Origin of the sequence: Massilia sp. TWP1-3-3 (genome assembly GCF_049897805.1) — a bacterium.
In the GTDB taxonomy this organism is placed as follows: domain Bacteria; phylum Pseudomonadota; class Gammaproteobacteria; order Burkholderiales; family Burkholderiaceae_D; genus Telluria_A.
This window is the reverse complement of the sequence record NZ_JAFCWX010000008.1, coordinates 18,155-38,141: the sequence shown is the minus strand read 5'-3', so window position 1 is coordinate 38,141 and position 19,987 is coordinate 18,155. Positions and strand designations below refer to the sequence as shown.

The window sequence follows — 19,987 nt, the reverse complement described above, 5'->3', positions numbered from 1 at the left end:
GCATCAAAAACGACGCCCTGCAGCGCGCCTCAGGCCAGGTTGGCGAACAGCGCAGTGGACAGGTAGCGCTCGCCAAACGAGGGAATGATCGTCACGATCAGCTTGCCTGCATTTTCGGGACGGCGCGCCACCTGGATCGCCGCCCACAGTGCGGCACCCGACGAAATGCCAACCAGCAGCCCTTCTTCGCGCGCTGCGGCCCTGGCGGTTGCGAAAGCATCGTCGCTCTTGACGGTGATGACTTCATCGTATGCCGCCGTATTGAGCACGCCGGGAATGAACCCGGCGCCGATGCCCTGGATCGGGTGCGGTCCCTTGGTGCCCTTGGACAACATGGGTGAAGCCTCTGGCTCGACGGCAATAGCCTGAAAGCCTGGCTTGCGCGACTTGATGACTTCGCTCACACCGGTAATCGTGCCACCCGTGCCCACGCCGGCGATCAGGATATCGACATTACCGTCGGTATCGCGCCAGATTTCCTCGGCCGTGGTGCGCCGATGGATCTCGGGATTGGCAGGATTATTGAACTGCTGCGGCATGAAGTAGTGGGGATTGGCCGCGCACATTTCCTCGGCCGTGCGGATGGCGCCCAGCATGCCTTCAGGGCCGGGCGTGAGCACCAGCTCGGCGCCATACGCGCGCAGCAGCACGCGCCGTTCGCTGCTCATGGTTTCGGGCATGACCAGTTTGCAGCGGTAGCCGCGCGCCGCGCACACCATGGCCAGCGCAATGCCGGTGTTGCCGCTGGTGGGTTCGACGATGATGGTGTCGGGCCCGATCAGACCGGCTGCCTCGGCCGCTTCGATCATGGCCAGGCCGATCCTGTCCTTGACGCTGTGGGCAGGATTGTAAAACTCGAGCTTGGCGAGAATTTCCGCGCCTGCCCCCTTGGCCAAGTTGCGAATCCGGACCAACGGGGTGTTGCCGATTAACTCAGTGACATCATTTGCGATTTTCATTGTGCCCGCCCGAGGTGGTTCTTTGCGTTATTTAACGTCCATCAGTTCAACGTCGAAGATCAAGTCCGCGTTCGGCCCGATCAGCTCGCCCGCACCGCGCCCGCCGTAAGCCAGGTGGCTGGGGATGATCAGGGTGCGCTTGCCGCCCACCTTCATGCCTATCACGCCCTGGTCCCAGCCCTTGATCACGCGGCCGGTGCCCAGCGCAAACTCGAGCGGCTCGCCGCGCGTGTGCGAGGAATCGAACTGGCGTCCGCGCTGGCGCGGAGCCATCGACTTGAACAGCCAGCCGATGTAATGCACCGACACCATCGAACCCTGGCCGGCCACTTTACCCTTGCCAACCACGGTATCGGTAATGACCAGCGGATCCAAGCCGGGCGCGGACGGCACCGTCAGCGTCGCTGGCGCGTCGGCTGCAGGGGCGCCCGCTTCGGCTGCCACGGCAGCGTTGGCGGCGCCGGCAGCAAGCTGCGCGGCGGACGCGGAATCGGTGGCGGCGGCGGCGGCCGTGGCTGCTGCCGCGGCCGAGGCCTGCAGCTTGGTCTTGTGCTTAGCCTTGACGGCCGGCTTGGTCGTTGCCGTTGCCGTTGCCGTCGCCTTTGCGCTGGCATCGCCAGCCTGGCCGGCCGCGTGCGCCATCGAAGCGGCGGCGGTGCAAATCATCAGGAGGTAAATGGAACGACGCATCATGTTGGGTTCTTTCGAAAAAGTGGGGCTACATGCAATTGTGTAACGCTATGATAGCAAGGCATCGGACGACTGCACAGGGTTCGGGCAAACTGATGATAAAGCAGTCTCTGCCGCAAGCCGGTTCAGCACGTGTCCGGCGGCAATCATGCCGAAAGTGGCGGTCACGACCATGCTCGATCCAAAGCCGGCGCAGTTCAGCCCGGTGATGCCGGCCGCTTCGCCGTCGATGTCGATGTCGATGTCGCAGGCCAGCGTTTCGGGCATCGCCACCGGTTCCATTGAAAACACGGCGTCCACGTTGAATTTGGTTTTCAGGCTGCGCGGAAAACCGTAATCGGTGCGCAGGCGTTTCCTGACTATTTTGAGCAAAGGCTCCTGCTCGGTCTTGGTCAGGTCGCGCACTTCGATGCGGGCCGCGTCAGTCTTGCCGCCGGCGCTGCCGATGACGATGATGGGCAGCGCATGCGCGCGGCAATACGCAATCAGCGCGGCCTTCGACTTGACGCTGTCGATGGCGTCGACCACGTAATCGAAGCCCTTGCCGCCGATCATCTGGTCCAGGTTGTCGGGCGTAATAAAATCTTCCACCAGGTTGACGCGGCAAAAGGGATTGATCTGGGCGATGCGTTCGGCCAGCGCATCGATCTTGGCTTGGCCGATGGTGCCCGAGAGCGCCTGGATCTGGCGGTTGATGTTGGACTCGGCCACGTTGTCGAGGTCGATCAGCGTGAGTTGCCCGATGGCGCTGCGCGCGAGCGCTTCAACGATCCAGGAACCGACGCCGCCCACGCCAATCACGCAAATATGCGCGGCGCGAAAGCGCGCCAGCGCCGGCTGGCCATACAGGCGGCCAATACCGCCGAAGCGGCGCTCGACATCGGCCTCGTGGGCGTGGTCCGGAGAAATAGGCGGTGTGAAGGTCTTCATTGTGCCATTTTAACGGACGCGGCCGTTCAGACTGCTCTAAAATGCAGCGTATAGCCACCCTGGCAAGCAACGAGAGAACCCACCATGAACGTCCTGCCCGACAGCGCGCCCGGCTTCGACCAGCCGATCGCCGTACTCAAGCATTGCCACGACCGTATCCGCAAGCAACTTGCCACCATGGAGAAATTGTTGCCGCACCTGGCAGCGCATGGCGCCGACGAACAGGCGCAGCAGGCGGCCGCCGCAGTCATCAAGTATTTCGACAAGGCAGCGCATCTGCATCATGAAGATGAAGAGCAAGACCTGATCCCCATGCTGCAAGCCACGGCGCAAGGCGACGACGCCGCGCTGCTGGCGCAGCTGGCGCCCGGCATCCTGGACGAACACCGCCAGATGGATGCGATGTGGCAAGGCCTGCACGAACAGTTGCGCGCCATTGCCGACGGCAGCGCGGCGTTGCTGCGCGAGAACGACGTGCGCCGTTTTGTGGACACTTACGGCGCGCACATGGAACGCGAGGAAGGCCACATTGCACCGATGGCCAAGCGCATTTTCAGCGCGGCGCAGATGGCGCAGCTGGGCCAGGCGATGCAGCTGCGGCGCGGCATCGCGGTGCCGGTATCGACGGGCGACGCGGTGGCCGGCCTGCGCAAGGATTACGGTCAGGCCACGCTGGATGAAGACGCGGTGGCGGACGATCCTTTCGAGCAATTCAATACCTGGTTCGAGCAAGCCTTGAAGGCCGAAGTGAACGAGCCGAACGCGATGAGCGTGGCCACCGTCGACGAACGCGGGCGGCCGACATCGCGCATCGTGCTGATCAAGCAGTACGATGCGCGCGGCTTTACCTGGTACACCAATTACGAGAGTCAGAAAGGACGCCAGCTGGCCGCCAATCCGAACGCCGCCCTGCTGTTCTTTTGGCCGGAACTGGAGCGCCAGGTGCGCATCGAGGGCCGGGTCGAACGCACCGCCAGCGAGGAGAGCGACAAGTACTTTCACAGCCGTCCGCTCAAGAGTCGCCTGGCGGCAATCGCTTCTGAGCAAAGCCTGCCAATTCTCAACCGGGCCGCGCTTGAAGACAACTATGCTGCAATCGCAAGGCAGTTCGGCGAAGAGCCACCGCGTCCTTTGAACTGGGGTGGCTTCCGCCTGGTGCCCGAGCGTATCGAATTTTGGCAGGGACGCCGGTCCCGTTTTCACGATCGCATTGTGTACATGCTGCAGGCAGACGGCAGCTGGACGCGGCAGCGGTTGCAACCGTAGCGCACTGATGGCGCCTGCCGCGCTGCCACGCGCGGGAGGTGCTTGTGTTCAATCAGATCCGACTCAATGCCTGGAGCACAGGCGTGCGCAACCGTGTGGCCGTGCCGCTGCGCGTGGAACTGTGGAACGGGCAGCGGCTCGATTTTTCGTCCGAGCCGCCACGCGTCACCATTCGCGTGCCCAATGCGGCGGCGGTGCGCTACCTGCTCTCGCCTTCGCTGTACAACCTGGGCACCGCGTATGTTGAAGGGGCAATCGACGTCACCGGCCGCGCCAATGACATGATCGCCGTGGTTGGCTTGCTGGCGGCCAACAGCGGGCCGCGCGGACGGTTGCTGCGCGCGCTGCGCTCCATTACCCACACGCGCGCCATCGACGCTGCGGCGGTGAGTTACCACTACGACGTTTCCAACGATTTTTATGCCGCCTGGCTCGATCCGGCCATGGTGTATTCGTGCGCCTATTTTGAAAACGGCGATGAAACGCTGGCCCAGGCGCAACGCAAAAAGATCGATCACATCCTCACGAAAATCGACCTGCGGCCCGGGCATACCTTGCTCGACATCGGCTGCGGCTGGGGCGCGCTGGTGATCCGGGCGGCCCAGCACCACGGCGCGCGCTGCGTGGGCATCACCTTGTCCGAAAACCAGGCGCGGCATGCGCGCGCGCAGGTCGAGCGCGCCGGCGTCGGCCACCTGGTCGAGATCCGGCTGGAAGACTACCGCGACGTGCGCGGCAAGTTCGACCGCATCACCAGCGTGGGGATGTTCGAGCATGTGGGCGTGCGCCACTTGCCGGAATACTTTGGCCGCATCAATGCGCTGCTGGCGGACGACGGGCTGGCAATGAATCATGGCTTGACCACGACCAATACCAACAGCAAGACGGCGCCGTTCGGCGCTGGGGAATTTATCCAGCGCTATGTGTTTCCGCATGGCGAGCTGGCGCATCTGGGGACGGTGCTTACGGCCATGCAGGAAGGCGGACTGGAGGCGCTCGATGTGGAAAACTTACGACGGCACTACGCGCGCACGTGTGCGCTGTGGACGGATAATTTTGAGGCCAAGGCCGAGCAGATCAAGCTGCTGACCGATCCGCGCAAATTCCGGATATGGCATGTGTATCTGGCGGGGTGCACGTATGCCTTTGAGCATGACTGGATCAGCTTGTATCAGGTGGTGTGCGGCAAGGCGGGCCGGGCTCCAGGGGGGATTGCGTGGTCACGCAAGTACATGTATCGGTGATTCGTGGCAAAGGAGTTGGCAGGCACGCAGGTCGGAAAAGCGCAGGCCTGGGCGGCCCCCTTTTCCGGCAAGCGCCGTCGAGACGCATGGCGCAATGCGGGCTTTGCCCTTTTGCGCCCTACGATGCCGCGCGAGGCGAGCGGCATGTGGGCGCGGCCCCCTACTCCGCCATGGCTTGCGGGCCGGCCGTGATCAAGGCATGCAAGGCAGCATACACTTCCTCCAGCGCCGCGCCCAGCTCCACCGCTTGCCCCTTCCACTGCGCCGACTGGGCCGGCTGGTGCAAGCTGGCCGACATCCGCTCGGCCTGCGAAATGGCGCGCTGCGCGCCGAAATTGACCAGCACACCTTGCAAACTGTGCACCGCCCGCTGCGAACCGGGCAAGTCGGCGTCTGCCAGCGCGTCATACAAGGTGCGCATCAATTGCGGCCCGTCATCGATGAACAGTTGCGCCAGTTCCAGCAGCAACAGCGCATCGCCATCAAGACGCAGCAGCGCGGCGCGCCACGCCAGCACCGGCCCGGCCTGCTCGATATGGAAGCGGCCGACAATCTGGCGCAGCCGCTCGCTGTCAATGGGCTTGGACAGATAGTCATCCATACCCGCCTCCAGGCAACGGTCGCGGTCGCCCTGCATGGCGCGCGCCGTCATGGCAATGATTGGCACGTGGCCGCCGTGCACCGCCTCCCACTGGCGAATCCGGCGCGTTGCGCTCAGGCCGTCCAGTTCGGGCATTTGCACGTCCATCAGCACCAGCTCGAAGCCGCCCTGCACCACGCATTCGAACGCGGCAAGTCCATTGTCGACCAGCGTGATGCGGTGCCCCATTTTTTGCAGCAAGCGCATGGCCAGGCGCTGGTTGACGGGATTGTCTTCGGCCAGCAAAATGCGCAAACCGTTGCCGCTGCCTTGCTCCCGCGCCAGCGCCGGTGCCGGCACCGTCACAGGTTCGACCTCGTCCAAGTCCACCAGTTCATCGTCCGCCGGCAGTTGCTGGGCGGCGTGGCGCAAGGGCACGGTAAAGCGGAAGGTGCTGCCCTTGCCAGGTTCGCTCGCTACCGTCAGGTCGCCCTGCATCAAGATCACCAGGCGGCGGCAAATGGTCAGGCCCAGGCCCGTGCCGCCGAACTGACGCGTGGTTGAGCCGTCCACTTGCGAGAAAGGTTCAAAGATCAGCTTTTGCTTTTCCAGCGGAATGCCAATGCCGGTATCGCTGACGGCAAAGGCGATGTCGCAGCGCTCGTCCACCCGGGCGCCCATGGCCAGCGCCAGCGCCAGCGTCACGCTGCCTTGCTGGGTAAATTTGATGGCGTTGGCGAGCAGATTGATCAAGACCTGACGCAAGCGTCCGGGGTCGCCCTTCATGGCGCGCGGCAAGTTGGCCGGCATCGCGACCTGCAGGTCCAGGCCTTTTTGCTGCGCGCGCAGGGCCATTGGGCGCACCGTGTCGCGCACCAGTTTGCGCAGGTCGAAAGGCACGTCTTCCAAATCGAGCCGGCCAGCCTCGATCTTGGAAAAGTCGAGAATTTCGTTGACGATTGTGAGCAGTGCCCCGGCCGATGCCTTGACCAGGCCGATATCGTCGCGCTGCTCCGCTTCCAGGCGCGACTCAAGCACCAGCTCGGTCATGCCCAGAATGCCATTCATCGGCGTGCGGATTTCATGGCTCATATTGGCCAGGAAATCACTCTTGGCCTGGCTGGCCGCCTGCGCCGACTCGACCGCGCGCTGCATCGCGTCGCGCGCGGCGCGCTGCTCGCTGACATCAATGGAAAAGCCCAGCAAATACGATTCGCCGCCGCTGGTAATGACGATTCGGTTGACTACCAGATCGATCGGTGGATCGACCTGGGTGACGCGCCGCTCGCTGCTGACCATCAGCCCCGTGCGCCAGGCTTGCTCGTCCTCCTGCTGGGTGACGGCGGCCCACTCGGGCGAAGTGAAATGCTCGATCTTGGCGCCCATCAGCTCGGCGCGCGTCATCTGGTAAAACTTCTGGAACTGGCGGTTGAAGCGCACAAAGCGCCCTTCGCGGTCCTTCAGGAAAACGGGAATGGGCAATTGGTCGAGAATTTGCTCGGTCAGCTCGCGCGCCGTTTCGCGCTGCTGGACCAATTGTTCGAGCGCATGCGTGAGTCCCAGCAAGTCGTGGTCGGCCGGTGGTGGCTCGTTTGCGGTGCCGGCGTCAAAGGTCAGGCGCTGCACGCTTGCTTGCAGCGAGCGCAGCACTTCGCGCTGGCGCCCCGCTTCCTCGCGCAGCTGGGCGTTGGCGCCAAGCAGTTCTTCGGAACTGATGTCGAGCATCCGGGTGCGCACCTGCAGGTCGCGGTCGTACTGTTCGTAGTTGCGGTGGGTGGACTCGAGCAGCGCGGCGATGCCGTCGGCCAGCGCCTTGTCGCCACGCTCGGCCAGCGCGCCCAGCAAATCCTGCAGCGCCTGCTCGCTGCTCACGCCAAAGGCGCGGCGCACCTGGCGCACCAATCGCTTGTGGCGCATCAAGCCAGGCCTAGGCCGCGTCGCGCGCGGCGGCGTCGCTCAGGCGGCCGCGAATGGCGAGCACGTCGGACCAGCGCCGCAGCAGCGCGTTGACGCAGGCCGGGTCGAAATGGGAGCCGCTGTTGTCGAGCAAAAAGGTGCGCGCCGCCTCCAGCGTCCAGGCTTGCTTGTAGGGACGCACATTGGTCAGCGCGTCGAACACGTCGGCCACGGCAACGATGCGCCCGGCCAGCGGAATGGCGTCGCCCTTCAGGCCGTTCGGGTAGCCGGTCCCGTCGAAACGCTCGTGGTGCGAGTAAGCAATTTCCGCGGCCAGCTGCAGCATTTTCGCTTCGCTGCTTTTCAGAATGTTGTAGCCGATCAGCGCGTGCTGGCGCATGATTTCCATCTCGTCCGGATTCAGGCGACCGGGCTTGAGCAAAATGGTGTCGGGGGTGCCGACCTTGCCGATGTCATGCATGGGCGCGGCGCTCAGGATGCGGTCCTGTTCGGCGCTCGACATGCCCAGCTCGGCGGCAATGAGGCGGGAATAATGCGCCATGCGCTGGATGTGGGCGCCCGTTTCCGGATCGCGGTATTCCGAGGCGCGGCACAGCAGCAAGATGGTTTCCTGCTCGCGCGCGCGCAGTTCGGCGGTGGCCGCGTTCACCTCGCTGGCCAGCCAGCTGGCGCGGCTCTCCAGCGCAACGGTGGCGCGCCGCAGCGCCAGCATATTGCGGGTGCGTGCCAAAAATTCGACCTTGTCGATCGGCTTGATCAAAAAATCGTTGGCGCCATTTTCCAGCGCGCGGTGACGGATTTCAACATCGTGGCTGGCAGTGACCATCAGCACCGGTGGACGGGCGCGCGGGTCCGGGTCGAGCTGGCTGATGAATTCGAGCCCGTTAATGTCGGGCATCATGTAGTCGAGAATGAGCAGGTCGTAGGGATTGCTGCGGCACCAATCAAGCGCCTCGCGCGCCGACTGGAACGCGACTGTCGACACGCCCTCGAGCTTTTCCATCAAACGCGACATCAGCACCAGGTTGATGTGCGTGTCGTCGACGATCACTACCTTCATTGCAGGTCCGATCCGGTTACACATATAAAGACAAGCCGCACGTCTGGTTGTCCGCCCGACACTATTTTAACCTGTCGGCAAAGGTCTTACCGAATTTGATCACCTTGAGGGAGAGGACTCGCCGCACCAGAAACCGCCGCCGTCCAGAACCGCCATGTCGCTTGCAGTCGATTGCGACATGCCGGTCGCGCAAGGTGGGAACTTGAGGTTGACGACTGTAACGCAAAGCGCCCCCGTGCGCTACGGCTCGCTTGTTGTACCGGGACGCTGAGCACTGAGGCAATTTCCTGCTGTGAGCTGCACCAAAATTTGGCATAATGTCAGAAATATACGAGGCACCAATGAACACAAGCTCTCCCCGCGCCGCCGCGCGCGACTTCGACGCGGCCCAGTTTCGCCAGGCACTGTCGCAGTTCGCCACGGGTGTGACCGTCATTACCACGCGCCTGGCGGACGGCAGTTTTCGCGGCTTGACGGCCAGTTCGTTCAATTCGGTATCGTTGGCGCCGCCGCTGGTGCTGTGGAGCCTGGGCAACGCGGCCAACAGCTTGCCGATTTTCAGCGGCAACTCGCACTACGTCATCAATGTGCTGGGCGCCGAGCAAGCGCATCTGGCGCAGCGCTTTTCCAAACGCACCGACAATCCCTTCGACGGCGTCGAGTACGAGCTCTCGCGCACCGGCCAGCCCATCCTCAAGGGCGCTTCAGCCTGGTTCGAATGCCACAACCGCAGCCGCTACCCGGAAGGCGACCACGTCATTTTCGTCGGCGAAGTCGAAGAATGCGCATTTCACCCGCAAGCCTCCCTGATTTTTCATGCCGGGCAATTCGGCAGCACGCAAACGCGGTAAAATCAGGCATCCGGCAAAGTAGTCTATACAACTTACCCCCTCCTTACAATACGTCAACAGAGACAGGAAAAGCCATGAACCGATCCGAATCGCCGCGTAAAGCCCAATTTCACTGGGACGATCCGTTGCTCCTAAATAATCAACTGACCGACGACGAACGCATGATTCGTGACGCTGCGGCTGCCTATTGCCAGGACAAGCTGCAACCGCGCATCCTGGAAGCCTTCCGCCACGAAAAGATGGACACGTCGATTTTTCGCGAAATGGGCGAGCTCGGCTTGCTGGGGCCGACGATTCCTGAACAATACGGCGGCCCGGGCTTGAACTACGTGGCATACGGCTTGATTGCGCGCGAAATTGAACGCGTTGATTCGGGCTACCGCTCAATGGCCAGCGTGCAGTCGTCGCTGGTGATGGTGCCGATCTACGAGTTCGGCACCGAAGAGCAGCGCCAGAAATACCTGCCCAAGCTGGCGACCGGCGAATGGATCGGCTGCTTTGGCCTGACCGAGCCGAACCATGGTTCCGACCCGGGTTCCATGATCACGCGCGCCAAAAAAGTGGACGGCGGCTACTCGCTGTCCGGCGCCAAGATGTGGATCACCAATTCACCGGTGGCCGACGTGTTCGTCGTCTGGGCCAAGGATGATGAAGGCGCGATCCGCGGCTTTGTGCTGGAAAAAGGCATGGCCGGTTTGTCGGCGCCTGCGATCCACGGCAAGTTCGGGCTGCGCGCATCGATCACCGGCGAAATCGTCATGGACAATGTGTTCTGCCCGGAAGAAAACGCCTTCCCGGACGTGCGCGGCCTGAAGGGACCGTTTACCTGCCTGAACTCGGCGCGCTACGGCATCGCCTGGGGCGCTCTGGGCGCGGCGGAAGATTGCTGGCACAAGGCGCGCCAGTACACGCTGGACCGGCACCAGTTTGGCCGTCCGCTGGCGGCCAATCAACTGGTGCAGAAAAAGCTGGCCGACATGCAGACCGAAATCACGCTCGGCCTGCAAGGCTGCCTGCAACTGGGCCGCATGAAGGACGCGGGCACGGCTGCCGTCGAGATCACGTCGATGATGAAGCGCAATTCATGCGGCAAGGCGCTGGACATTGCCCGTGTCGCGCGCGATATGTTGGGCGGAAACGGCATCTCGGACGAGTTCGGCGTGATCCGTCACATGGTCAACCTGGAAGTGGTCAATACGTATGAGGGCACGCATGATATTCACGCGCTCATTCTGGGGCGGGCGATGACGGGCATTCAAGCGTTCCAGTAACTGGATCGCTGATGATGAAACCCGCTTCGGCGGGTTTTTTTACGTCGTGTTCACCCTGAACAACCGCGCAGAAGCCCGGCCACGGAATCGGAGAGTGGCGTAGGTTGGAAAAGAGCGAAGCTCGCATTCCAACATGGGTCATCGACGGCGCTTGTTGCAACGCTAGCTAGGTTTAGGAGAAAATAGTTGCCCAGCACTCAGTGCTGATAGGCGCCAATATCAAATCCGGTAACGTGATTGCGTGGCCGCCCGTTGAAGTCGACACTTTCGGCCTCTATGTCGCTGCCCCGCCCGACAGCCGGCGAGCTCTTTGTGATCCTTAGATCCATGAAACCGCTCTTGCCGTAGGCTTGGAAGTAAGGCTCGGACGAGACTGTATTCACGTGCTGCAGCCCATTTTTCAAACTGAAGTTGTAGGTCGCGTTCTTGTACACGAGGTTGTTGCGGTAACTGTTGCGCTTGCCAGTTTTGCCTTGTTCGGAGATGCCCATTTTGTTGTCGTAGACAATATTGCTGTAGACATGGGTATTGTCGTTGCCGCTGCGTGAGTGATAGAAATCGCCTCCGCCAATGATGATCCCGGTGTTGCAGGCGGCGACCGTATTGTTTGTAATGGTCACGTCGCGCGCATCGTGCCACAGGTGGATGCCCCCTTCCGCCACCCGGTACACCTGGTTGTTCTTGATGGAACCGGAGGTGCTGACGTAAATGCCGTGGATAAAGCGGCAGCCTTTGGGCCCGATATCGTGGACGATGTTGCCGACCACGTCAGACTGCTTGCCATTGTAGTAGCTGTCCACACCGATGCCCGAGCCGCCGCCGCCGGTGCAATTGTAATTGCGGGCGATGTCGTAGACGTGGTTGCGCAGGATTTTGACGTAGGAGCCGCCGTTGTAGATGCCGCTGCGCCACTTGGTTCCGGCGCGCGACTTGGTGCCGGAGACTTCGAAGCCGTCGATAGTGACGTAGCTGCCGCGGTTGTCCCAGGCGGTGCTGTTTTTTGAATTGGCGGGTGGGACGATTTTTGCGGCCCAAGGCGTAGTCGACAGGTAACGGATGCGGGCACTGGCTGTGCCGCTGGCGCTCGTCTTGATGCCGCCCTCATAGGTGCCGGGAGACACATAGAGCGTGCTGCCGGCCGCGACATCACGGATGCCGCGGGTGAGCGTCTTGAACGGCTTGGACTGGGTGCCTGGGTTGCTGTCGCTACCGGTGGATGCGGAAACATAGACATTGCGCCCGGCAGCTTGGGCTTCGATTGTTTCGGCGGGAATTTGATATTCGCCGGCATCGCCAGCGCTTGGCGCGTTCTGGCTTGCCGCTGCTGCATCCGGCTCCGATTGAGCGACGGCGCTGCAGGCGCTGGCGAGTCCGACAAGAGCGGTGAAAATGATTGCTACATGTTTGCGTTGTTGGCACTTTGCGGTGAGGGTTGTCGACATGGACCGTTCCTTCGTGAATCAATGAATGAAGGATTTTGACGGCGATCAAATTCTTTGGTTCAGGCTTTTCCTAAGAAAGTTTCTGGCTAGTAGCAGTGTCATAAGTGACGCGTGCGGCCGGACGAATTTGGGATCGGCAACAAACAGGAGCCGGGCGCGAAAAAAAGCCGCCCAGCTTGTGGCTGAGCGGCTTCTCCGTCGCACTTCTCTAGATTTGATTATCTAAAACTTGTACCCCAGCGCCAGCGTCACCGCCTGCGGATTGAGCGTCATATCCTGCGTCTGCCCCGACGAAAACGACACCTTCGTCTTCAGCCACGTCTTGCTGATATTTCCGTCTACAAACCACTTCTTGTTGATGTTGACGATCAATCCCACCTGCAGCGTCGCAGCGAACTTGTTCTTCAGCGAAAACGTCGTCGGCGGACCGCCAATATCGCTCAGCGTCGTCAACTTGCCCGAGCCCGTCTCATCTGCAAAATAAGCATAGGTTGCGCCCACGCCCAAGTACGGCCGGAAACGCGCTTCCGGCTCATAGAACCGGTGGTAGACAAACAGCGTCGGCGGCAAAGCCTTGACCGTCCCCAGCACGCCCACGCCTTCGATGGCGCCCGCGCCCAATATCTTGTGCTTGTACGGCAGCCCCAGGTCAAGCTCGACGGTAAGGTTGTCGGTCACGCCGTAGGCCACCGCAAACACCGGCTGCGTATCGGCACTGATCGCCGCTTTACTGCCCGGCAGCGCTGGCGCGCTGACGTCGCCACTCTCGACCTTGGGCGTGATCTTGCCCACCCCGGCCTTGATAGCCCACTGCCCCTCAGCCTGCGCCAACGCGCCCGACGAGGCAGCCATCGCGGCAACGGCGGCCAGCACGGAAACAGCACTATGCAAACGTATTTTCATTTTTTCTCCGAAATTCTTGTAGGTGGGGCGGTGGCTTACAGCCAGCCTTTCAGGATCATTTGCTCGGCCACATACTTGGCGATCAGCGTGTTTTCATACGGCGTGGGCAACACGTCGTCGGCAAACATAAAGTGGCTGACGTCGCCGGTGATCAAGGTCTTGCCGGTGCAAACGAGCGACTTGACCGTGCACGCAGCCGTGCTGGTATTGGTCAGACCGTAAGGCGCAGGATTGAGGATCTGGTCGTGGCTGGTCGCCCACAGATCGACATACACCACCTTCGCTTCCCCGGCCACGCCCGCCTTGAGCTGCGTGTTGAACGTCGTCACCATCGTCTTGATCAATGTCTGCGTGGCCGCATCCTGGGCCTTGCTGGCCGGCGAGCCGCCCAGGTCCGGCAGGTTGTTGACGACCACGTAGTTGGCACCCTTGGCCACAATCATCGTCTTGACGATGCCGGCCAGTTCGGCGCCGGCCACGCCCATTGCCGCGACCATCGCCGGGGCCTGGGCCGCAGCGTAGGCGGCGCCCGCCTTCTGGCCCGCCACCAGGCCGGCGGCGGCCCCGGCAGCTTCTGCCGTTGTCTGCGACTTGGCGACGATTGAACCTGCCACCAGTGGATCTTGCAATTCAGTTGCGCCCGGCTGGGCCATGGCGTTAGCGACAGCCACGTTAATGATGCTCTGGGTGGTGCGCGCGGGGTTCTGTGATTCAATGGCGACGGCCGTGCCGATCGCCTGGCCTGCGGTTTGCGGATTGTCGGCGGTCTGGGCCAGCAAGCTCACCAGCGTGGTGACGAAGGTTTCGGCCGCCACTCTGGCGCCTTCCGCAGCGCCCGCCGCCTCGCCCGCAGCCTTGGCGCCCGCCTGCATTTGTCCGAGCTGCGCCAGGGCATCGTTGCCGCCGGCGGTGACGAACACCACTTCGGTGCCGCTGAACTTGCCGCCAGCCTTGGCCAGGTGGCGCGTGACCTGTTCCACGACCGGCTTGGTCAAGAAGCCAAACGCAGAGCCGGTGACTTTGTTCTCGGGACCATAAGGATTGCTCACGCGCGCGCCGCCCTGGGCGTAGCTCAGGCATTCCGGGTGATCGAGCACGGCCGCCGAAAAGCCGGCCGCGGCATTGCCGTCCAGCCCGGTCTGGGCGGCGCACGGCGCCGGCAGGCCGAATTGCTTGGCCATCAGCTCGGTCCAATTCTTGCCCGTCAGCGTGGCGCTGGTGGCCGTGTTGTCGCCATTGATGGTGAACTTGCCGCCGCCGGCCAGCTTGATGCTACCCACCGCATACGTGCCAACGTCGGACAAGCTGTCGCCGAACGACACCATGGAGCTGAACGTGGTGGCCAGCTTTTGTTCTTCTGGACTGGTGCCGTTGCCGCCGCCGCAAGCGCTGAGCACGGCAGCCGTCAACATGGCCAGCGCGAAATGAGTTTGACGCATTCTATCTCCTAATTATGTGTTTTTAAACGATTGCTCGGAACTGGACCCGTTGCCAAGGATGCCAGACTAATTCGGGATGACGCTTTCGTCTTGCGCTTTTGTGACAATCCATTTGTTCAAACATGCCAGTTTGAATTGTGCCGCTGGCGCGACCCGCCCCGGCATAAAAAAAGGCCGCCTGGTGTTGAACCGGGCAGCCTTTAGCGCATCGCCTGTCGTCACGACCAGGCGGCTTCAAAATCTCTTACAGCCAGCCGCGCGCGACCATTGCATCGGTCGTCGCCTTGTAGATCAGCGAGCTGCCGAACGGGGTCGGGTGCACGCCGTCTGCGAACAGATAGTGGCTGACGTCGCCGGCAACGAGGTTTTTGCCATTGCATACCAGCGAAGTACCGCCGAGTGCATTGGTGGCCAGGCATGCCGGCGCTGCCGCGTTGGAGATGCCGTAATTCGACGGATTGGCAACCTGGTCGGCGCTGACGGTGAACAGGTCAACGTAGACGACGTTAGCCTCAAGGCCATCAATGCCGGCGCGCAACGCCAGATTGAAGGCGCCGACCATGCCGTTGACCAGCGTCAGGCTCGATGGGCTCGACACGCCAAGGGCCTTGCCGAATGGGCTGCTGCCCAGGTCAGGCAGGTTGTTGACGACAACGTACTTGGCGCCTTTTGCAAGGATCTTGGTGCGGATCAGTGCTGCTTCGTCAGCGCCGGCCTGGCTCATTGCGGTCACTTGCGCAGGACCATTGGCAGCGCCATAGGCGGCGCCAGCGGCGGCGGCATCAGCCTTGGCCTTGTCGACGATTGGCGTGTTGACTGCCGGATCGATGACGGTACGGAAACCCAGCTGGTAGGCAGCGCCGATGGCGTTGGTGGTGGCGGCTTGCAAGGTGCCGCCGCGGCCGAGTTCGGCGGTGAACGCGGTGGAAATGGTGCCTGCCGCCGTTGCCGGGTTGGTGGTGCCCGCTGCCAGCGCCGGGACCAGCGACTTGGCGTACGCCTGGCCACCAGCGGCGGTCGATGCGGTGCTCAGGTTGCTCAGCAGTTGCAGGGCGTCATTGCCGCCGGCCATCACGAAAACGACTTCGGTGCCGCTGAACTTGCCGCCGTTTTTCGCCAGGTGGCGATCGATCTGTTCCGTGACAGGCCGCGTCAGCTGACCCAGCGTTGGCGTGTAGAGCTTGTTGCCAGGCCCTTCAGCGACGGTAACGCGCGAGCCGCCCTGTGCGTAGTTATTGCACAGTGGGTAATTGATGACAGGAACATTGAAGCCGGTGCCCGTGCCTTCGAGCCCGGTTTGCGCAGCGCAGGGCGCCGGCAGGCCGAGTTGGGCAGCGACCAGTTCTGGCCAGATCTTGCCATTGAGCGCAGCGTTGGTCGCGGTCAGGTCGCCGTTGATGGTGTACTTGCCGCCGCCCAGTTGAGCGATCGCGCCAACCTTGTAGGTGCCGGCGTCGGACAGACTGTCGCCAAAATTGACCTGCGCGAGGAATTTCGGTTTGGCTGCCGGGGCTGGAGCGGTGTCGTTGCTGCTGCCGCCGCATGCCGAAAGAATGGCTGCCGTAAGCAAAGCCAGCGCAAAATTGGTTTGACGCATTATGTCTCCTGAATAAAATTTTTGGTGTTAAAACGAACGCGCGTGCTATTCGCAACTCAGCTAATATGCCAGTCTTCTACACGCTTGTATAGAAATAAACTTTGGCGACGTCAGTTCGATGCAACATCGACCCTCGCCAGCCCGTGCCCCTGGGCGCGATGAAATCGATTATAGCAACCGGCGGCAGCGCGGACAGTCAGGAGACAGTGTTATTTAACAGTCCCTGCACAATTGTGGTGGAACCATAGGCGGCGCGCCTCAGTCTGTCGTTCACGCCCAGCCATTGGGCGCCCTGCGGCGGCGCTTCAACCAGGATCAGCTCGGCCCCGGCATGGTCCATGGCGCGCAGCGCGGCATACAGCGCATAGGCAAAACCTTCCGGAGTCAGCGGCAGGCGAACGCTGGCGTGCACGGGGCTGAAGTCCGAATAATGGATCAACGCCACGCTACGTCCGGCAACGTCGAGCTGCGCCAGCGTTGCCGCCAGCGCGGCACTGTTCTGCATGGCCACTGGCGTGTGCGGTGCGTAATGCGACTCGAGCGTGCCCGACGCGCGCGGCGCCTGGGCGTCAGGCGCGGCCGGCAAGCGGCCAATCACGGCGCCGATGGCTTCCGCACTGATGTGGCCAGGACGCAACAGAACTGGCCCGTGGGAAGCCAAACGTGACAGGTCGACAATCGTCGATTCGATGCCCACCTGGCTTTGACCGCCGTCGAGCACGGCATCAATACTGCCGTCGGCCCCAAATTCATCGCGCACATGGCGCGCCGTGGTCGGGCTGACGTTGCCGAACTTGTTGGCCGATGGCGCCGCCACCCCACCCTTGCCGCCCTTGAATGCTTGCAACAGCGCGATGGCGACCGGGTGCGACGGGCAACGCAGGCCAACCGTGTCCTGGCCACCGGAGACGGCGTCGGGAATGTGCGGCGCGCGCTTGAGAATCATGGTCAGCGGCCCGGGCCAGAAGGCGGCAGCGAGCTGGTGCGCTTCCGGGGGAATCTCGCTCGCCCAGTGCGCCAGGTCGGCGCCGGGGGCCAGGTGGACGATGACGGGATGGTCTTGCGGGCGGCCCTTGGCCGCGTAGATGCGGGCCACCGCGGCCGGATTTTCGGCGTCCGCTCCCAGGCCGTAGACGGTTTCGGTCGGCAAGGCCACCAGACGGCCCTGCTCCAGCAGGCGCGCGGCCGCAGCGATCGCGGCCAGGTCAAGCGGCTGGTCCAGGTCCATGCTCACGGCGCGATGCCGAGAATGGCGCAGGCCGCCACCAACTGGGCCTGGGCCTGGGCCAGCGTGGGCGCAATCAAGGTCACATGGCCCATCTTGCGCCCTGGCCGCGCCTGCTCTTTGCCATACAAGTGCAGGCAAGCGCCTGGCAGCGCCAGCAATTTTGCCCAGTCCGGTTCGCGCGGCGCGGCGGCGCCGTCCGCAAACCAGATGTCGCCCAAAATATTGAGCATGACGGCCGGCGAATGCTGGCGCACCTCGCCTAGCGGCAAGCGCGCCATGGCGCGCACTTGCTGGGCGAACTGGCTGGTCACGCAGGCGTCCATCGTGTAGTGGCCGCTGTTGTGCGGCCGCGGCGCCATTTCGTTGACCACCAGCGTACCGTCGGTCAGCACAAAAAATTCGATGCACAGCACGCCTACGTAGCCAAGTTCTTCGACGATAACGCGCGCCGCCTGCTGCGCTGCGGCCGCGCAATCGGCCGCCACATTCGGACCGGGCACGGTGGTGGTGAACAGGATGCCGTCGCGGTGCACGTTTTCGGCAATCGGGTAGACCACCGATGCGCCGTCAAAGCCGCGCGCGGTGAGTACCGACACCTCGTACGCCAGCGGCAGCATCTTTTCCAGCAGGCAGGTCACGCCGTCCATGGTGGCGAATGCCGCGCGCACATCGCCGCGCGTGCGCACCACGCTCTGGCCCTTGCCGTCATAGCCCATGCGCACTGTTTTCAGGATGCCGGGCAGCAGCAGGTCAGGGATGGCGTCGATGTCGGCGGGCGCGGCAATGGTCATGTGCGGCGCCGGCGGCACGCCGGAGCGCGCTGCGCAAGCGGCCAGGAAATGTTTTTCGGCAATCCGGTCCTGGGCGATGGCAACGCAGGACGCCGCCGGCGCCACAAAGGCGTGATTGGCCAGCAGTTCCAAGCTGGCAGCGGGGACGTTTTCAAATTCGGTCGTGACTGCAACGCACGACTGGCCAAGCTGGGCCAGCGCCTGCGCGTCGCTGTAATCGGCGGCGATCAGGCTGTCGGCGGCTTGCCCGGCAGGACTGTCGGGCGCCGCCTCCAGCACCGTCACCTTGAAGCCCATGGCCTGGGCCGCGTGCACGAACATGCGGCCAAGCTGGCCGCCGCCCATCACGCCCAGCTGCGCAGGCGGCAGAAAAGGAGCAAGCGGGGCCGTCATACCGGCAACGTCATGGCCCTGGCAGCGGCGGTTTGCTGCAGGCGAAATTGCTGGAGTTTTTCGGCCAGGGCCTCGTCGGTGCAGGCGATCATGGCGATGGCGGCCAGCGCGGCGTTGGCCGCGCCGGCTTCACCGATGGCGAAGGTGGCCACGGGAATGCCCTTGGGCATTTGCACGATCGACAGCAGCGAATCCTTGCCCGACAGATAGCGCGACGGCACCGGCACGCCCAACACGGGCACGATGGTCTTGGCGGCAATCATGCCGGGCAGGTGGGCCGCGCCGCCGGCGCCGGCGATGATGGCGCGCAGCCCGCGCGCGCGGGCGCTGTCGGCGTAGGCGAACATATCGTCAGGCATGCGGTGGGCCGACACCACCTGGGCTTCGAAAGGGACGCCGAAATCCTTGAGGATGTTCACAGCGTGCTGCATGACTTCCCAGTCGGACGAGGAACCCATGACGATGCCGACCAACGGTGCTGTTGTTGCCGACGTTAAAGCGGATACCGTTGCGCTCATCATCAACCCTTCAGCGTGACGCCGGTCAACAGTTCCAGCGCCTCAAGATACTTGGCGCGGGTGTTGGCGATCACTTCGCTTGGCACGGTCGGGGCCGGCGCGGCCTTGTTCCAGTCGGTCAGCGTTTCCAGATAGTCGCGCACAAACTGCTTGTCGTACGACGGCGGCGACATGCCGACCTGGTAGCTCGACATTGGCCAGAAGCGCGACGAGTCGGGCGTGAGAATTTCATCGATCAGGTGCACCGTGCCGTGCTCGTCAAGGCCAAATTCGAACTTGGTGTCGGCAATGATGATGCCGCGCGTGGCCGCGTATTCGGCGGCGGCGGTGTACAGCTGCACGGCGTAGTCGCGCACCTGGCGCGCGATGTCGGCGCCGACGATCTGTTCGGCTTGCTCGAAGGAGATGTTTTCATCGTGCGCGCCGGCCGGAGCCTTGGTCGACGGTGTGAACAATACCTGCGGCAGCTTTTGCGCTTCCTGCAGGCCGGCTGGCAAGTCGATGCCGCACACCTTGCCCGTCTTTTGGTAATCTTTCCAGCCCGAACCGATCAGGTAGCCACGGACGATCGCTTCGATCCCCAGCGGCGTCATTTTCTTGACCACGATGGCGCGGCCGTCAACTTGTGCGCGCTCGTCCGGCGAGACCAGCGATACCGGATCGATGCCGGTATCGTGGTTGGGCATCAAGTCTTTGTATTTGGCGAACCAGAAGTTGGACATGGCCGTCAGAATCTTGCCCTTTTCAGGGATCGGCTCATTCAGGATGACGTCAAAGGCGGACAGGCGGTCGGTCTGGATGACCAGCAACTTGTCGTCGCCCACGGCGTAAATGTCGCGCACTTTCCCGCGGTGCAAAAATGGCAGGGACTTCAGGTTTGTTTCGAGAACGCCAGACATGTGTTTCCT

General features: G+C 62.8%; 17 protein-coding genes. 4 read left to right on the top strand and 13 right to left on the bottom strand.

The genetic code is table 11. From position 1 onward, the window contains the following. Positions 1-29: 29 nt before the first annotated feature. Genes cysK through ACP7D4_RS09775 form a run of 3 tightly spaced genes read right to left on the bottom strand, consistent with a single transcriptional unit; the run spans position 30 to position 2,579 of the window. Positions 30-959: a cysteine synthase A gene (gene cysK / locus ACP7D4_RS09785; RefSeq protein ID WP_426106105.1), complete on the bottom strand. Its 930-nt coding sequence runs from the start codon at positions 957-959 to the stop codon at positions 30-32. Between the two features lie 27 nt (positions 960-986). Further along, positions 987-1,652 (bottom strand): FKBP-type peptidyl-prolyl cis-trans isomerase, encoded by a 666-nt coding sequence (locus ACP7D4_RS09780; protein WP_426208862.1) that lies wholly within the window; start codon positions 1,650-1,652, stop codon positions 987-989. A gap of 45 nt (positions 1,653-1,697) precedes the next feature. Beyond that, the gene (locus ACP7D4_RS09775; protein ID WP_426208860.1) at positions 1,698-2,579 is read right to left on the bottom strand and encodes a tRNA threonylcarbamoyladenosine dehydratase; all 882 of its coding nucleotides are present in this window, start codon (positions 2,577-2,579) and stop codon (positions 1,698-1,700) included. Positions 2,580-2,663: 84 nt separating this feature from the next. Here ACP7D4_RS09775 and pdxH point away from each other — a divergent pair, with 84 nt between their 5' ends. Beyond that, complete coding sequence (gene pdxH / locus ACP7D4_RS09770) at positions 2,664-3,845, top strand: pyridoxamine 5'-phosphate oxidase (RefSeq protein ID WP_426208858.1); 1,182 nt, start codon at positions 2,664-2,666, stop codon at positions 3,843-3,845. A gap of 44 nt (positions 3,846-3,889) precedes the next feature. Then, positions 3,890-5,089: a class I SAM-dependent methyltransferase gene (locus ACP7D4_RS09765; protein WP_426208856.1), complete on the top strand. Its 1,200-nt coding sequence runs from the start codon at positions 3,890-3,892 to the stop codon at positions 5,087-5,089. 160 nt (positions 5,090-5,249) lie between these two features. On the opposite strand, the gene ACP7D4_RS09760 is transcribed toward ACP7D4_RS09765, so the two are convergent. Then, positions 5,250-7,586, bottom strand: a complete 2,337-nt coding sequence (locus tag ACP7D4_RS09760; protein WP_426208854.1) for an ATP-binding protein — start codon at positions 7,584-7,586, stop codon at positions 5,250-5,252. A gap of 10 nt (positions 7,587-7,596) precedes the next feature. Further along, positions 7,597-8,646: an HD domain-containing phosphohydrolase gene (locus tag ACP7D4_RS09755; protein ID WP_426106112.1), complete on the bottom strand. Its 1,050-nt coding sequence runs from the start codon at positions 8,644-8,646 to the stop codon at positions 7,597-7,599. A 341-nt stretch (positions 8,647-8,987) separates the two neighbouring features. Between ACP7D4_RS09755 and ACP7D4_RS09750 the strand changes: the two genes are divergently transcribed. Together ACP7D4_RS09750 and ACP7D4_RS09745 are read left to right on the top strand one after the other, a co-directional pair. Then, positions 8,988-9,497 carry a flavin reductase family protein gene (locus ACP7D4_RS09750; protein ID WP_426106114.1) on the top strand — a complete coding sequence of 170 codons (510 nt, stop codon included), beginning with the start codon at positions 8,988-8,990 and terminating at the stop codon, positions 9,495-9,497. A 74-nt stretch (positions 9,498-9,571) separates the two neighbouring features. Beyond that, positions 9,572-10,768, top strand: a complete 1,197-nt coding sequence (locus ACP7D4_RS09745) for an acyl-CoA dehydrogenase (RefSeq protein ID WP_426106115.1) — start codon at positions 9,572-9,574, stop codon at positions 10,766-10,768. A gap of 197 nt (positions 10,769-10,965) precedes the next feature. On the opposite strand, the gene ACP7D4_RS09740 is transcribed toward ACP7D4_RS09745, so the two are convergent. The 8 genes from ACP7D4_RS09740 to ACP7D4_RS09705 all read right to left on the bottom strand — a co-directional run bounded on the left by ACP7D4_RS09740 (position 10,966) and on the right by ACP7D4_RS09705 (position 19,978). Next, entirely contained in the window at positions 10,966-12,210 is a 1,245-nt protein-coding gene (locus tag ACP7D4_RS09740; RefSeq protein WP_426208853.1) for a DUF1565 domain-containing protein, read from the bottom strand. A 222-nt stretch (positions 12,211-12,432) separates the two neighbouring features. Next, positions 12,433-13,113: an OmpW/AlkL family protein gene (locus ACP7D4_RS09735; RefSeq protein WP_426208852.1), complete on the bottom strand. Its 681-nt coding sequence runs from the start codon at positions 13,111-13,113 to the stop codon at positions 12,433-12,435. A gap of 35 nt (positions 13,114-13,148) precedes the next feature. After that, entirely contained in the window at positions 13,149-14,552 is a 1,404-nt protein-coding gene (locus ACP7D4_RS09730) for an SGNH/GDSL hydrolase family protein (protein ID WP_426208850.1), read from the bottom strand. A 244-nt stretch (positions 14,553-14,796) separates the two neighbouring features. Next, positions 14,797-16,149 carry an SGNH/GDSL hydrolase family protein gene (locus ACP7D4_RS09725; protein ID WP_426107137.1) on the bottom strand — a complete coding sequence of 451 codons (1,353 nt, stop codon included), beginning with the start codon at positions 16,147-16,149 and terminating at the stop codon, positions 14,797-14,799. Positions 16,150-16,345: 196 nt separating this feature from the next. Continuing rightward, positions 16,346-17,377: an L-threonylcarbamoyladenylate synthase gene (locus tag ACP7D4_RS09720; protein WP_426107207.1), complete on the bottom strand. Its 1,032-nt coding sequence runs from the start codon at positions 17,375-17,377 to the stop codon at positions 16,346-16,348. A 2-nt stretch (positions 17,378-17,379) separates the two neighbouring features. After that, complete coding sequence (locus ACP7D4_RS09715) at positions 17,380-18,561, bottom strand: 5-(carboxyamino)imidazole ribonucleotide synthase (protein ID WP_426208849.1); 1,182 nt, start codon at positions 18,559-18,561, stop codon at positions 17,380-17,382. Next, positions 18,558-19,079: a 5-(carboxyamino)imidazole ribonucleotide mutase gene (gene purE / locus ACP7D4_RS09710; protein WP_426208847.1), complete on the bottom strand. Its 522-nt coding sequence runs from the start codon at positions 19,077-19,079 to the stop codon at positions 18,558-18,560. The genes ACP7D4_RS09715 and purE overlap by 4 nt, the downstream gene beginning before the upstream one ends. A 2-nt stretch (positions 19,080-19,081) precedes the next feature. Then, positions 19,082-19,978 (bottom strand): phosphoribosylaminoimidazolesuccinocarboxamide synthase, encoded by an 897-nt coding sequence (locus ACP7D4_RS09705; RefSeq protein ID WP_426208845.1) that lies wholly within the window; start codon positions 19,976-19,978, stop codon positions 19,082-19,084. Between the last annotated feature and the right edge of the window lie 9 nt (positions 19,979-19,987).